Genomic DNA, 14,506 nt, shown 5'->3' with positions numbered 1-14,506 from the left:
GAAATAGCAAGATGTCCGGGCCTACGGTTGCCGAACAGGTCGCCACCCTGCGCGAGCAGGGCTTTGTGGTGGTGCGCGGGTTCGCCGCCGCCAATGAATTGCAGGCACTGCGCGAACTGTCGCAGCGCCAACTGGAACAGGCCGCCGCGCCTGTCGAATACGAGGCCGACTTGCAGTACCCCGGCGCGCCGGCCTCGCGCCAGGCCGAGGGCGGCCACACCGTGCGCCGCCTGCTCGACGCCTATGGCCGCGATCCCCTGTACCGCAAGTGGGCCACGTCGCCCCGTATCGCCGAATGGCTGCGCGCCTGTTTCGGCCAGCGGCCCGTGCTGTCCACCACGCACCATAACTGCGTGATGACCAAGCATCCCCGCTTCGGCAGCCTGACGGGCTGGCACCAGGACATCCGCTACTGGTCGTTCAGCGCCGAGAACCTGGTGTCGACGTGGCTGGCGCTGGGCGATGAATACGCCGACAACGGCGGGCTGTTCTTCCTGCCGGGCTCGCATTCGGCGGCGTTCCAGCCCTCGCAGTTCGACGGCGCCAGGTTCTTCGTGAAAGACCTGCCCGAAAACCAGCCATGGATCGAGCGCGCGGTGTGTCCCGAGCTGGCGCCGGGCGACGTGGTGTTCTTCCATTGCCGCACGCTGCACGCCGCGCGGGGCAATGCCAGCGACCGCGTGAAGCTGTCGCTGGTGCATACGTATTACCCCAGCGATACGAAGCCGCTGCCGGGCACGCGCTCGGCTTCCAAGGTGGATATCCCGCTGGATTGAAATAGGGCGGGGTGGGGGGTCGGGGAGCCGATGCTTCGAGTCGCTGCCCCGGCGTCCAGCGCACCAAAACCGGCCCTGCGATGGGCGATCACGAGGCACGGCTGCGCCAAATCAGTGCCGCTCATTCAACGTCGGCGCCACACGTTTCTGCGCCTTCATCGCTGTAGATATCCGATCGATCTTCTTTTCTATTGCTTTCGCCAGGCACACGCCTAGTGCTGGCTGTTTGCGCTCGTCAATATGGCATGAAATTTGCTTGATCCTGATCGGTTGCCAAAAACGTATCCACGTATCAACTGATCCAGGCCATGCTGAACTTGCCCATGACGTCGCTGCAAGGTTCGACCGCGGAAGCGGACGCCTACCAGCACATACATACCGCGATCAGGCTGGGGGAGTATCCCGCGGGCATGCGCCTGAAGCCTGAAGACATCGCCACGCAGATCGGCACCAGTCGCATGCCGGTACGGGAAGCATTGCGCAGGCTGGAAACCGAAGGGTTGGTGACCATACGCCCCAATCGTGGCGTGGTCGTGGCCGGACTGGATATGGAGGCCATGCGTGAGGTCTTCGAGATGCGCGCGGTGCTCGAAGGGCTGGCCGTGCGCCTGGCGGTGCCGCACTTGACGCCCGCTGTCCTGCGCGATTTGGAAGAACAGCTCGCAAGGATGGACAACCTGGCCGAACGCACGCCCGATTGGACGGGCAGCCACCGCGCGTTTCATGAATATCTGTGCGGAATCGCTCGCCAGCCTCGGTTGCTGCGCCAGATCGCCAGCCTCAACTCGCTGGTGGAACCGTATATGCGCGATTGGATCAAGGCGTCCGGACGCCCGGGCGCCCGTGAACATCACCAGACCCTCATCGACGCCCTCAGAAGCGGCGACCCCGAGCATAGCGAGATCGTCATGCGGCGGCATGTGCTGGCCACTGTCGATGATCTCGCACGCTATTTCTCTGTCCCTACGCAAGGAGCTTCCGCATGACCACGCCCGACTACAAGTCGCAATTGGCCGCTGCCCTGGCCGTGAAATTTCAACGCCGCGATTTCCTCAAGGCAGCAGGCGCGGCGGTCGGCCTGGCCAGCGCTGGCGTCATGGGACTGGGCAGCGCAAGCGCCATCGCCCAGTCGGGGCCCCGCAAGGGCGGTACGCTTACCCTGGGCTGGCTCGATGCGATCGACACGCTGGATCCGCACTTCACGATGTCCGGCGGATCGATCAAGGTTCTGAACAACGTATTCAACGGCATTCTGAAAGTAGCCTACGATGGCAAGCAGGTGAGTTTCGCGCCGGATCTGGCCCAGAGCTGGGACATGGTCGACGAGAAAACCCACGTCTTCAAGCTGCGGCCCGACATCAAGTTCCACAACGGTGATCCCTGCAATGCCGAGGCGGTGAAATGGAGCCTCGCACGCGTGGCGGATCCCGCGGTCAAGTCGCCGCATGCCTGGAAGTTCGCCGACCTGGACGGCATCGACGTGGTCGATGAACTGACGTTGCGGCTGCGCTTCAAGCAACCGTTCGCCTTCCTGCCCGTGGCGCTGACCGGCAGCACGGGCCGCGCGGGCACCATCGTCAGCAAGCGCGCGGTCGAGCAGCACGGACAGGCGTTCGGTCGCAACCCCGTGGGTACCGGACCTTTCAAGTTCGTATCCTGGAAAGAGAACGACAGCATCGAGCTGGTGCGCAATCCCGACTATTTCGAAGCTGGCCAGCCGTATCTCGACAAGGTGGTGATCCGGCTGTTGAAAGAGCCCAGCGCGGGCGTGGCGGCGCTGATGTCTGGCCAGGTCGATGGCCTGTCCGTCTGCCCGTTCCAGTTCATTCCCCAACTGCGCCAGCGCGCCGATCTGCAGGTGTTCGGCCAGGTCGAAGGCAACTATTCCTTCCTGGGCATGAACAACAAACGCGCGCCGTTCGACGACCTGGCCCTGCGCCAGGCCGTGTCGTTCGCCATCGACCGCAACGTGATCGTGCAGCAGAGCTACTTCGGCGAGGCCATTCCCGCCTATACCTGCATATCGCCGCCGATGACGGACTTCTACGATCCGAACATCGCCAAGAGCGGCCGTGGCCAGTTCTTCGATCTGGAGAAAGCCAAGGCGCTGCGCGCCAAATCGCGCCACCAGGGCGAGCTGAACCCGGTCTACATCGTGACGGACGGCTTCACGGGATCGGGCGGCATGGGCACGCGCAACGCCCAGCTCATCGCGCCCATGCTGGCGCAGATCGGGATCAAGCCCAAGATCGAACTGGTCGACCGCGCGGTATGGGCCCAGCGCCGCAACGCGGGTGATTTCGATCTCTACGACGAGGCGTGGATCGCCGACCTGGACCCGGACGAAACCATCACGCCCGAATGGTCCACCGGCAAGCCGTGGAATTTCGTGGGCTACAGCAATCCGGCCTTCGACAAGGCTGCCGCCGCCGCCGGCCGGACCATGGATGTCGCACAGCGCCGCAAGCTCTACATCCAGGCCGAGGACGTGTTGATGGCCGATGCGCCGCTGGCCGTCCTGGCGCACATGAAGGTCTTCAAGATCCTGTCCAGCAAGGTCAACGGCTTCGAATACATTCCCGCGGACCTGCTCAACCTGCACACTGTCTGGCGGGCCTGACATGGCCCGTGCGCGCTGGCTGGGCCAGACCGCCGGGGCATTGGCGCAGACGGCGCTGGTGCTGCTGGTGGTCTCGGTCATCAGTTTTTCCTTTCTCAAGGCCACGCCAGGCGATCCGGTCACGGTGATGCTGGGTTCCGATTTTTCCCGGGACTCCTACGACAAGCTCTACCACGACCTGGGCCTGGACCAGCCGCTGCCCGTGCAGTATGGGCGCTGGCTGGAGGATTTCGTGCAAGGCGACTGGGGGCTGTCGTACGTGAGCCGCCAGGACATCTTCGAGTTGGCCATCCATCAGGCGCTGCCGGTCACGCTCACCCTGGCGGGCCTGTCGCTGCTGATCGCGCTGGCCGCTGGCGTGCCGCTGGGCGTGGCTGCCGCCTTGCGCCGCAACAGCTGGGTCGATCTGCTGGCCAGCGGCGCGGCCATCGGCGGCAATGCCTTTCCCAGTTTCTACCTGGGCGTCGTGTTGATCTGGCTGTTCAGTGTGTCGCTGGGCTGGTTTCCCTCCATGGGGTATGTGTCGCCCTGGGACGATCCGGCGACGGGGCTGTGGCACCTGGCCCTGCCGGCGGTCACCCTGGGCGCCTGGTACATGGGATTGATCGCGTCGGTGACGCGCACCAGCCTGCTCGACGTGCTGGACCAGCCCTACATGATGGCGGCGCGTGCGCGCGGGGAACCCATGTGGCGCGTGGTGTGGGTGCACGGTATGCGCAATGTGCTGATGCCGCTGGTCACGGTGATCGGCCTGCAGTTGGGCGGCATGCTGCGAGGCGCGGTGATGACCGAGGTCGTCTTCACGCTGCCCGGTCTGGGCATGATGATCACCACCGCCGTGCAGACCCGCGAGTACGGCGTGGTCCAGGCCGGCATCATGGTCACCGCCTTGCTTTCCATCGGCGTCAATTTCCTGGTGGATCGTACCTACGCATTGCTGGACCCGAGGTTGCGCAATCATGGCCGCTGATCCGTTCGTTCTCGGCGCGGCGCGCGCGCGCTTCCGGGGTGTCCGACGCGCGTGGCGCCTGCTGCGGCGCCAGCGCAAGGCGATGGCGGGCGGCGCCATTGTGCTGGCATTCGCCATGCTGGCCGTGTTCGCGCCCCTGATCTCCACCCATCCGCCGACCGCGCAGGATTTCATGGCCATGATGCAGGGGCCTTCTCCACAGCATTGGTTCGGCACGGATTCGTTCGGGCAGGACATCTTCTCGCGCCTGCTGTACGGCGCACGCTCGGCGTTGTGGGTCGGCGTCGCGTCTGTCGCATTGGGCATGCTGGTCGGCGTGCCTCTGGGCATCTTCGCCGGCCTGCGCGGGGGGCGTACCGAATGGACGTTGATGCGGCTGGTCGATGGCTTGCTGGCGTTTCCCGAACTCATCATGGCCATGGCTTTCATGGCCGTCTTCGGCCTGGGCATGGCCAACGTGATCTACGCGCTGGCACTGTCTTTCGTCGGGCCGTTCGCGCGAACGGTGCGAGCCGATGTGCTGCAGATCAAGTCGCGGCCTTATGTGGAGGCCGCGAGGCTGATGGGCGTGCCCGAGCGGGACGTCATCCTGCGGCACATCCTGCCCAATATCGTGTCGCCGATCCTGATACAGGCGGGCATGCGCATTTCCATCGCCATCCTGCTCGGCTCGGGGCTGTCGTTCCTGGGCCTGGGCGTGGCGCCGCCTACGCCCGATTGGGGCCTGATGATCGCCGAGGGACGGGGGTTCGTCATGATGGCTCCCTGGATGTCCGGCGTGCCCGGTCTGGCGCTCGCCATCCTGTTGGTCGGGCTGAATCTGTTGGCGGAAGGCCTGCGCGATGCGCTGGACCCCCGTACCCGGGAGCGATGAGATGCGCCGCGACATGATGCATGTGGACCGTTTTACGCTGCGCCGTGGCGGCATGGCCGTGCTCGACGACGTCAGCATCCGCCTGCCCGAGGGGGCCACGTTGGCCCTGATCGGTGAATCGGGCGCCGGAAAATCCACGCTGGCCTTCGCCGCGATGGGCCTGCTGCGTCCGCCCGAGGTCGAGATCGAAGGCCGGCTGGACATTGGCGGGGACGACATCGTGCAGGCGTCCGAGCGGCGGCTGCGCGGCTTGCGGGGCGCGCGCATGGGCCTGATATTCCAGGATGCGTCATCGGCGCTGAATCCTTGTTATACCGTGCTGGCGCACCTGTCCGAGCCCTTGCGCCGGCATCAGGGGCTGTCGCGCCAGGCGTGCCGCGCGCGCGCCGCCGAGTTGCTGGACAGCGTGGGTATCGCCGATCCCCAGGCGCGCCTGGCGGCGTATCCGCACGAACTGTCCGGCGGCATGCAGCAGCGCGTCATGATCGCCATCGCGCTGGCGTGCGAGCCGCGCCTGCTGATCGCTGACGAGCCTACCAGCGCGCTGGACGTGACCATCCAGGCGCAGATCATGGCGTTGATCCTGGCGCGCGTGCGTGCGCTGGGCGCCTCCGCCGTCTTCGTGCTGCATGACCTCGCGCTGGCCACGCAGGTCGCGGACCAGGTGGCCGTGATGTACGGCGGGCAGATCGTCGAGCAAGGACCCTGCGCGCAGGTGCTGGGCAATCCGCGCCATCCGTACACCATAGGCTTGCGCGCCAGCGCGATAGAGTTCGGCGCGCAGCGGTTGCAACCTATTCCGGGCGTCGTTCCCGCGCTTGCCGAGATGCCGGCCGGATGCCGTTTCGCGCCGCGTTGCCCGCAGGCCACCGCACGGTGCGCCGAGCGGCCGCCCGCCCGACAGGAAGGCCAGGTCACGCTGGCTTGCTGGCATGCGTGATGCCGGATTCGCCCATAAGGAACGCGACATGAATGCCCATCTGGACGATCCCGCCTTGCGGGCCTCCCCTCCGCACGGCATCCCGCCGCTGTTTTCGCTGCTCGACGTCGAGAAGCACTTCCCGATCGACGGCGGTCGCCGCAGCGTGCGTGCGCTGGACGGCGTCCGATTGACCTTGATGCCCGGTCAATCGCTGGCCCTGGTCGGCGAGAGCGGTTCCGGCAAGTCCACGCTGGTACGCGTCATGCTGGGTCTGGATGCGCCCAGCAATGGCCGCGTGCTGACCGAGGGGAGCGAAGTGGGCAGGCTCGATGCGGCGGCGCGCCGCCGCTTCGCGCGCGACGTCGCCTACATCTACCAGGATGCTCGCGGTTCGCTCAACCCGCGCATGACGGTCGCGGCGCTGCTGGCCGAGCCGATACGCCTGCACCGGCTGCGCCCGGCGCACGCCGTGGACGCGCGCGTGACTCAATTGCTTGGCCAGGTCGGCCTGCCTGCCGCCATGGCGCAGCGCTATCCATCGGAGTTGTCCGGCGGCCAGGTGCGGCGGGTGGCCGTGGCGCGGGCATTGGCCTGCGAGCCGCGCGTGATCGTGGCGGACGAGTCCGTCGCCGGGCTGGATGTGTCGGTACAGGCGCAACTGCTCAACCTGCTGCGCGACCTTCAACGCGAGCAGCGGATTGCACTGGTGTTCGTGACGCACGACCTGGGCGTGGCGGGGTACCTGTGCGAGCATGTGGCCGTGATGTACTTGGGCCGTATCGTCGAGATGGGGCCGGCCGAGGCTGTCCTGCAAGCGCCGCGCCACCCGTACACCCGCGCCCTGATGAATGCCTTTCCTCGCTTCGGCACGCCGCTGTCCGTCAGCCTGCAGGGCGAGATCCCCAGTCCCGCGAATCTTCCGTCGGGCTGCCGTTTCCGCACCCGCTGCGATCGAGCCAGCGGGCAATGCGCCGAGATCGATCCACCGCAACGCGTCGAGGGAGATCGTCAACTGGCCTGTCTGCATCCTCATGCGGCCGTATGGGCGTAACACGCAACGGCCGTGGCGCTTTCAGGCGCGGGCGAGGCAGGCCGCCAACCAGAATGCCTCCGCCGCCGCTGTCTCAGGGGCGGCTCGCCGGTACAGCCGTATTTCTAGCGGGATGTGCAATCCACAGGAGCCCGCCGGCACCAGGCGTGCCGTGTTGAGTTCATCCTCGATCAAGCTTCGGGGCAACCAGGCGATTCCACGCCCATCCAGCGCCATGCTTTTCAATACGGTCGCCAGATGCGCCGTAAACACCGGCTTGCCCCCGGACTGATCCATCTCCTCGGCGCATAACGTGCGTACCATTCGCCCCAACCCGGATTCCGCGCTGTACGCCAGGATCGGCAACGGCGCCACACGCTTGCTGGCGGCCAGGTTCCACTTCGGCTTCCCCCCGCGGCCCGGCACGCACACCGGCATCAGCACGTCGGCCCCTACCTGCACCGACGGATACTCCTGCGGCGACAGGCGCCCCGGCGCATCCGCGTGCGCGTGGCTCAGCAGGAACTGCACGCGCCCGTTCTGCATCCAGCTTTCGCATTGCTGCAGCACGTCCGACGCCAGTTGAATCGGCCCGACAGAGGTACGCGACTCCAGGCTGCGCAGCCATTGCGGCATGAAATGCAGCGACAGCGCATGCGTGGCGGCGAAGCGCAGCGTTGCCGACGTGGCCGCATCCACCGCCCGCGCCTCGTCCGGCACGCGTTCGACCCGGGTCAGGATCTCGCGCGCGACGTTGCGGAACCACGCGCCGGTCTCGGTCAGGGTGGCGGGATGCGTGCCACGGTCCACCAGCACCACGCCCAGCCATTCCTCCAGCGCGCGGATGCGCCGGCTGAAGGCGGGCTGGGTCATGTGGCGCGCCTCGGCGGCGCGGGAGAAACTGCCGGTGGCCGCCAGGGCCAGGAAGTCTTCCAGCCAGGAGAGATTCATGGTCTATGCGCGCAAAGCATGGAAGTAGAGAAAAGCGGCATTGGCCGTCCGCCTGCCGATCGGCCACTATACACACCAGCCTCACCGGCCGGCCCCGCCCGGTTTTTCCCGACACCAGGACACGCACACCATGAAGATCGTCGACATCGTCGAATCCACCCGCCCCATCAAGTCCAACATCCGCAACGCGTACATCGACTTCTCGAAGATGACGCTCAGCCTGGTCGCCGTGGTGACCGACGTGGTGCGCGACGGCAAGCCGGTGATCGGCTACGGTTTCAACTCCAACGGCCGCTACGGCCAGGGCGCGCTGATCCGCGAGCGCTTCCGTCCGCGCGTGCTGGAAGCCGCGCCGGAAAGCCTGCTGGACGGCAGCGGCAACAACCTGGATCCGCACAGGATCTGGGACACCATGATGATGAACGAGAAGCCCGGCGGCCACGGCGAGCGCTCGGTGGCGGTGGGCACCATCGACATGGCCGTGTGGGATGCCGTGGCCAAGATCGAGAACAAGCCGCTGTACCAGTTGCTGGCCGAGCGCTACGGCGACGGCAAGCCCAACCGCGACGTGTTCGTCTACGCCGCCGGCGGCTACTACTGGCCGGGGCAGGGCATCGAAGGCCTGCAGCGCGAAATGCAGAGCTACCTGGATCGCGGCTATTCGGTGGTGAAGAAGAAGATCGGCGGCGCCTCGCTGGCCGAAGACTGCAAACGCATCGAAGCCGTGCTGAAGCTGCTGGGGCCGGGCCAGCGCCTGTGCGTGGATGCCAACGGCCGCTTCGACCTGAAGACCGCCATCGCCTATGCCCGCGAACTGTCGCAGTACGACCTCTTCTGGTACGAGGAAGCCGGCGATCCGCTGGACTACGAACTGCAGGCCGAGCTGGCCAACCACTACGACAAGCCCATGGCCACGGGCGAGAACCTGTTCTCGATGCAGGACGCCCGCAACCTGATCCGCTACGGCGGCATGCGCGCCGACCGCGACTGGCTGCAGTTCGACTGCGCGCTCAGCTATGGCCTGGTGGAATACCTGCGCACGCTGGACATGCTGAAAGAAAACGGCTGGTCGCCGTCGCGTTGCGTGCCGCACGGCGGCCACCAGATGTCGCTGGCCATCGCGGCCGGCCTGGGGCTGGGCGGCAACGAGTCGTACCCCGATCTGTTCCAGCCCTACGGCGGTTTCCCGGACGGCGTGAAGGTGGAGAACAGCATCGTGCGCCTGCCCGAACTGCCCGGCATCGGCTTCGAGGGCAAGGCCGACCTGTACGCCGAGATGCGCGCGCTGACCGAGCGATAAGGCGCGAAGCGGGGCGGCTCCTCCTGATCGGGATGGAACTGCGTCCCGGCGGCGGCCGGGATTCGCCATACAATGGCCGGTCGAGCCCGATAAGCGTCCCGACCCCGTTCCCGTCCCCCCATGTCGTCCGGTAGTTCCGCCAATTCCTTCCTGCGCACGCTGTGCAGCCTGCGCTGGGTCGCCATCGCCGGGCAGGCCGCGACCGTGCTGGTGGCCAGCACGGTGCTCGACGTGTCGCTGCCGCTCGCGCCCCTGTGGGGCGGCGTGCTGTTCCTCGTCATCTTCAATCTGTACGCCACGCTGCTGCCGCCGCGCAGCGAAGAGCTGTCGCCGGGCGTGGCCTTCTTCCACCTGTTGATCGACATCGCGGTGCTGGCCTGGATGGTGGGCTGGAGCGGCGGCATCCACAATCCCTTCGGCCTGCTGTTCCTGGTGATGATCGCGCTGGCCGCGCTGGCATTGCCGCCACGCTGGGCCTTCGCCGCCGCGCTGGCCAGCCTGGCGGGCTACGGCGTGTCGGCGGTGTTCGGGCAGCCGCTGGACAGTCCCCACGACCAGCACCTGCTGCTGCTGTGGGGCATCGCCGCGAATTTCCTGATCTCGGCCGGCCTGGTGTTCTATTTCCTGACGCGGCTGGCCGGCGGCGTGCGCGCCCGCGAACGCGAACTGGCGGCGCTGCGCGAGCGCTTCACGCGCAACGAGGGCATCGTGGCGCTGGCCACGCACGCGGCGGCCATGGCGCATGACCTGAACACCCCGCTGGCCACCATGACGCTGCTGGCCGACGAAATCGCCGTGCAGGCGCAGGGCGACGAGATGCAGAGCGACGTGGCCACGCTGCGCCAGTTGCTGGCCCTGTGCCGCGAGCGCATCCGCAATCTGGCCGTGCCCACGCAGGTCGATCTGGTGCGGGTGGTCAGCCAGTGGAAGCTGGTGCGGCCCACCATCGAACTGAGCCGCACCGGCACGCTGCCCGCGTCGCTGCGGGTCGAACCGTCCATCGCCCATCTGCTGCAGGCGCTGCTGAACAATGCCGCCGACGCCGGCGAGGAAGTCGGCGATCCGCGTGTCGAATTACACTTGGAGTATCAGGGGGGCGCGTTGCGCGGCGAAGTTCGCGACCACGGATTGGGCATCGACCCCGACCGGCCCCTGTTGCCGGCCACCGGCCTGTTCCATAGCGGCAAGCCGCAAGGACTGGGCGTGGGCCTGGCGCTCTCTCACGCAACCGTGGAACAACTGGGCGGCGAGATGACCCTGACCGCGGCTGAAGGGGGAGGCACCCGTATCCGTTTCGATTTACCCCTGGAAAGTCCTGCATGAACCCGTCCGGCCCCGGCCTTCTCATCGACGACGACGAACTGTACCTGCGCACGTTGCAGCGCAGCCTGGCGCGCCACGGCCTGGAAACCCGCATCGCCTGCAGCGTGGGAGAAGCCCTGCGCGTGGCCGAAGAGATGCGTCCCGAATTTGCTCTGGTCGACCTGCGGCTGGGCGAGGATTCCGGCCTGACGCTGATCCGTCCGTTGCGCGCGCTGCGCGAGGACATGCGCATCCTGCTGGTCACCGGCTACGCCAGCGTGGCCACGGCGGTCGAGGCCATCAAGCGCGGCGCCGACGACTATCTGCCCAAGCCGGCCACCGCGCCGATGATCCTGCGCACCCTGGGGCTGCTGGAGCCGCAGAACGTTACGATTGAAAGCGCCATGACGCCGCTGCACCGCCTAGAATGGGAGCACATCCATCAGGCGTTGTCGGAAACCAATGGCAATGTCTCGGCAGCCGCCCGGCTGCTCGGCATGCACCGTCGTTCGCTGCAGCGCAAGCTGGCCAAGAAGCCCGGCCCCGAGCGCGACGCCGTACCCCACGACTGAGTCGTGGGTATATCCCCCGGATCATCGTCAGGCGCGGCCTTCCCCGGTTTGCCATTTCCCTGACCTGTGACAATTCAGCGGAAAAAAAGGTGCGACCTTTTGTCGCACCCCCTTGAAATGGCCGCTGCGGGGTTTCCCTAGGCTTATGTCCCTTTAATGCACCAAAGTGGTGCCGTTGTGATCGGGCAACTGCGACTTTCTGTCGCATGTGCGCAGCCGCCGAGCGGGCTACCATCCCGGCTTTGCTGCAAGGCAGCACCCTTATCGTCCTCAGGGCCGCCCGTGAAACTCCCCCTTTACGCCTCCACTGCCGCACGCGCGCTTGCCGTCGGCGCCGTCCTGCTGCTGGGCGGCTGTTCCATGGAAATTCTGAACCCGAAAGGGGACATCGGGATGCAGGAGAAAACCCTCCTGCTGACCGCCACGGGCCTGATGCTGCTGGTCGTCGTGCCGGTCATCATCATGACCCTCTGGTTCGCCTACAAGTACCGTTCCACCAACACCAAGGCGACCTACTCGCCGAAGTGGTCGCACTCCACCGGCATCGAGATCGTCGTCTGGACCGTGCCCTGCATCATCGTGGCCATCCTGGCCGTGCTGACCTGGCAGAGCTCGCACGCGCTGGACCCCTACCGTCCGCTGGAGTCCGACAAGAAGCCGGTCACCATCGAAGTGGTGTCCCTCGACTGGAAGTGGCTGTTCATCTACCCCGAGCAGAACATCGCCACCGTCAACGAAATCGCCTTCCCGGTCGATCGCCCCGTCGAGTTCCGCATCACGTCCGGCTCGGTGATGAACGCGTTCTTCATTCCGCAACTGGGCAGCATGATCTACTCGATGGCCGGCATGACCACCAAGCTGCACCTGATCGCCCGCGAGGAAGGCACGTACGCCGGCCTGTCGTCGAACTACAGCGGCGGCGGTTTCTCGGGCATGCGCTTCAAGGCCCACGCCACCTCCGAGCAAGGCTTCGAAGAGTGGGTTGCCAAGGCAAAATCCACCGGCACCGAACTGACCAACGAGAAGTACGCCGAGCTGTCCAAGCCCAGCGAGCACACGCCGGTCGCCTATTTCTCGAGCGCGCCGCCGGCGATGTTCGATTTCATCCTGAATACCACCATGGCCAAGATCGCCGGGGTCGACTCGCCGTTCTGCACGCCCACGTCCAAGAACCTGGTCGCAGCCGCCTCGGAGTAATTTCAAATCATGTTCGGCAAACTTACCCTCGAATCGGTTCCGTACCACGAACCGATCGTCATGGTCACCCTGGCGGCAGTCATGCTGGGCGGCCTCGCCATGTTTGGCGCCATCACGTATTTCCGCAAGTGGAACTACCTGTGGACCGAATGGTTCACCACGGTCGACCACAAGCGCATCGGCATCATGTACATCATCGTGGCGCTGGTCATGCTGCTGCGCGGCTTCGCCGACGCCATCATGATGCGCACGCAACTGGCCGTCGCCTCGGGCGACTCGCCGGGCTTCCTGCCGCCGCACCACTACGACCAGATCTTCACGGCCCACGGCGTCATCATGATCTTCTTCATGGCGATGCCCTTCATCACGGGCCTGATGAACGTCATCGTGCCGCTGCAGATCGGCGCCCGTGACGTGGCCTATCCCTTCCTGAACTCGCTGAGCTTCTGGCTGTTCGCCGCCGGCGTCGTGCTGATGATGCTGTCGCTGTTCGTGGGCGAGTTCTCGGCCACCGGCTGGCTGGCCTATCCGCCGCTGTCGGGCCTGGACTACAGCCCCAGCGTCGGGATGGACTACTACATCTGGGCGCTGCAGATATCAGGGTTGGGAACGACACTGTCCGGCATCAACTTCATCGTGACCATCCTGCGCATGCGCGCCCCTGGCATGTCGCTGATGAAGATGCCGGTGTTCACCTGGACCGCGCTGGTCACCAACATCCTGATCGTCGCCGCCTTCCCGGTGCTGGCCGCCACGCTGGCCCTGCTGACCGGCGACCGCTACCTGGGCACGCACTTCTTCACGAACGACGGTGGCGGCAACGCCATGATGTACGTGAACCTGATCTGGATCTGGGGCCACCCCGAGGTGTACATCCTGATCCTGCCGTGCTTTGGCGCGTTCTCGGAAATCATCGCCACGTTCTCGCGCAAGCCGCTGTTCGGCTACAAGTCGATGGTGTACGCCACGGCGTGTATCGGCGTGCTGTCGTTCCTGGTCTGGCTGCACCACTTCTTCACGATGGGCTCGGGCGCGAACGTCAACGCGTTCTTCGGCATCGCCACGATGATCATCTCGATCCCGACCGGCGCGAAGATCTTCAACTGGCTGTTCACCATGTACCGCGGCCGCGTGCAGATGACCACCCCCGTCATCTGGACCATCGGCTTCATGGTCACCTTCGTCATCGGCGGCATGACCGGCGTGATGATGGCCATCCCCGCCGTGTCGTTCGTGCTGCACAACAGCCTGTTCCTGATCGCCCACTTCCACAACGTCATCATCGGCGGCGTGGTGTTCGGTTGTATCGCCGCCATGACGTACTGGTTCCCCAAGGCCTTCGGCTTCAAGCTGAACGAGCGCCTGGGCAAGTACTCGTTCTGGTGCTGGCTGATCGGCTTCTACCTGGCCTTCATGCCCCTGTACATCCTGGGCTTCAAGGGCATGACCCGCCGCCTGAACCACTACGACAACCCCGAGTGGCAGCCCTACCTGATCGTGGCCTGGGTCGGCGCCGTGTTCGTCGCCGCCGGTATCGGTTTCCTGCTGCTGCAAATTGCCGTCAGCATCCGCGACCGCGAAAAGAACCGCGACCTGACGGGCGATCCCTGGGGCGGCCGTACGCTCGAGTGGTCGATCTCGTCGCCCGCGCCGTTCTACAACTTCGCCCACGAGCCGCAGGTCGAGCACCTGGACCAGTTCTGGGAAGACAAGGAAGCCGGCCGCACCGGCCGTCCGCAGCGTCCCTACACGGACATCCACATGCCGCGCAACACCGGCACGGGCGTCTACATGGGTGCCTTCGGCCTGGCGATGTGCTTCGGTTTGATCTGGCACATCTGGTGGATGGCCATTGTCGGCCTGGTCGGCATGATCGCCTCGTTCGTCGTGCGTGCCTATAGCCGCGACATCGATTACTACGTGCCGGCCAAGCAAGTCGAGGCCATCGAGAACGCGCATTACGAGCGCAAACAGCAACAGCAGGCTGCCTGA

13 protein-coding genes are annotated in these 14,506 nt (G+C 65.8%); 12 read left to right on the top strand and 1 reads right to left on the bottom strand.

Annotated features, from left to right (window positions below):
• Window positions 1-11: 11 nt before the first annotated feature.
• The 7 genes from A7W11_RS20090 to A7W11_RS20060 all read left to right on the top strand — a co-directional run bounded on the left by A7W11_RS20090 (window position 12) and on the right by A7W11_RS20060 (window position 7,213).
• On the top strand, window positions 12-776 hold the full coding sequence (locus A7W11_RS20090; RefSeq protein ID WP_066417891.1) for a phytanoyl-CoA dioxygenase family protein: 765 nt from the start codon (window positions 12-14) through the stop codon (window positions 774-776).
• A gap of 323 nt (window positions 777-1,099) precedes the next feature.
• Window positions 1,100-1,762 carry a GntR family transcriptional regulator gene (locus A7W11_RS20085; protein ID WP_412778742.1) on the top strand — a complete coding sequence of 221 codons (663 nt, stop codon included), beginning with the start codon at window positions 1,100-1,102 and terminating at the stop codon, window positions 1,760-1,762.
• Window positions 1,759-3,396: an ABC transporter substrate-binding protein gene (locus A7W11_RS20080; protein ID WP_066417886.1), complete on the top strand. Its 1,638-nt coding sequence runs from the start codon at window positions 1,759-1,761 to the stop codon at window positions 3,394-3,396. The genes A7W11_RS20085 and A7W11_RS20080 overlap by 4 nt, the downstream gene beginning before the upstream one ends.
• 1 nt (window position 3,397) lies before the next feature.
• The gene (locus A7W11_RS20075) at window positions 3,398-4,366 is read left to right on the top strand and encodes an ABC transporter permease (protein ID WP_066417884.1); all 969 of its coding nucleotides are present in this window, start codon (window positions 3,398-3,400) and stop codon (window positions 4,364-4,366) included.
• Entirely contained in the window at window positions 4,356-5,240 is an 885-nt protein-coding gene (locus tag A7W11_RS20070) for an ABC transporter permease (protein WP_066417883.1), read from the top strand. Before A7W11_RS20075 ends, A7W11_RS20070 begins: the two co-directional genes overlap by 11 nt.
• A gap of 1 nt (window position 5,241) precedes the next feature.
• Window positions 5,242-6,180: an ABC transporter ATP-binding protein gene (locus tag A7W11_RS20065; protein WP_066417880.1), complete on the top strand. Its 939-nt coding sequence runs from the start codon at window positions 5,242-5,244 to the stop codon at window positions 6,178-6,180.
• A 28-nt stretch (window positions 6,181-6,208) separates the two neighbouring features.
• Window positions 6,209-7,213, top strand: coding sequence for an oligopeptide/dipeptide ABC transporter ATP-binding protein (locus A7W11_RS20060; RefSeq protein WP_066419297.1), 1,005 nt, complete (start codon window positions 6,209-6,211; stop codon window positions 7,211-7,213).
• Between the two features lie 21 nt (window positions 7,214-7,234).
• Here A7W11_RS20060 and A7W11_RS20055 read toward each other — a convergent pair whose 3' ends face one another.
• On the bottom strand, window positions 7,235-8,143 hold the full coding sequence (locus A7W11_RS20055) for a LysR family transcriptional regulator (RefSeq protein ID WP_066417872.1): 909 nt from the start codon (window positions 8,141-8,143) through the stop codon (window positions 7,235-7,237).
• A 130-nt stretch (window positions 8,144-8,273) separates the two neighbouring features.
• On the opposite strand from A7W11_RS20055, the gene A7W11_RS20050 reads away from it, so the two are divergent.
• The 5 genes from A7W11_RS20050 (at window position 8,274) to cyoB (ending at window position 14,506) form a co-directional block, all read left to right on the top strand.
• Window positions 8,274-9,443 carry a mandelate racemase/muconate lactonizing enzyme family protein gene (locus A7W11_RS20050; RefSeq protein ID WP_066417870.1) on the top strand — a complete coding sequence of 390 codons (1,170 nt, stop codon included), beginning with the start codon at window positions 8,274-8,276 and terminating at the stop codon, window positions 9,441-9,443.
• A 120-nt stretch (window positions 9,444-9,563) separates the two neighbouring features.
• Entirely contained in the window at window positions 9,564-10,766 is a 1,203-nt protein-coding gene (locus A7W11_RS20045) for a sensor histidine kinase (RefSeq protein ID WP_066417867.1), read from the top strand.
• Window positions 10,763-11,317, top strand: a complete 555-nt coding sequence (locus tag A7W11_RS20040) for a response regulator transcription factor (protein WP_066417864.1) — start codon at window positions 10,763-10,765, stop codon at window positions 11,315-11,317. Before A7W11_RS20045 ends, A7W11_RS20040 begins: the two co-directional genes overlap by 4 nt.
• A gap of 282 nt (window positions 11,318-11,599) precedes the next feature.
• Window positions 11,600-12,514, top strand: coding sequence for a ubiquinol oxidase subunit II (gene cyoA, locus A7W11_RS20035; RefSeq protein WP_066417853.1), 915 nt, complete (start codon window positions 11,600-11,602; stop codon window positions 12,512-12,514).
• Window positions 12,515-12,523: 9 nt separating this feature from the next.
• Entirely contained in the window at window positions 12,524-14,506 is a 1,983-nt protein-coding gene (gene cyoB, locus A7W11_RS20030; protein ID WP_066417847.1) for a cytochrome o ubiquinol oxidase subunit I, read from the top strand.

The organism is Bordetella ansorpii (assembly GCF_900078315.1).
GTDB classification, from domain to species: Bacteria; Pseudomonadota; Gammaproteobacteria; order Burkholderiales; family Burkholderiaceae_B; genus Bordetella; species Bordetella ansorpii.
The sequence above is the reverse complement of the archived record's forward strand: the minus strand, read 5'-3'. Positions and strand labels throughout refer to the sequence as shown.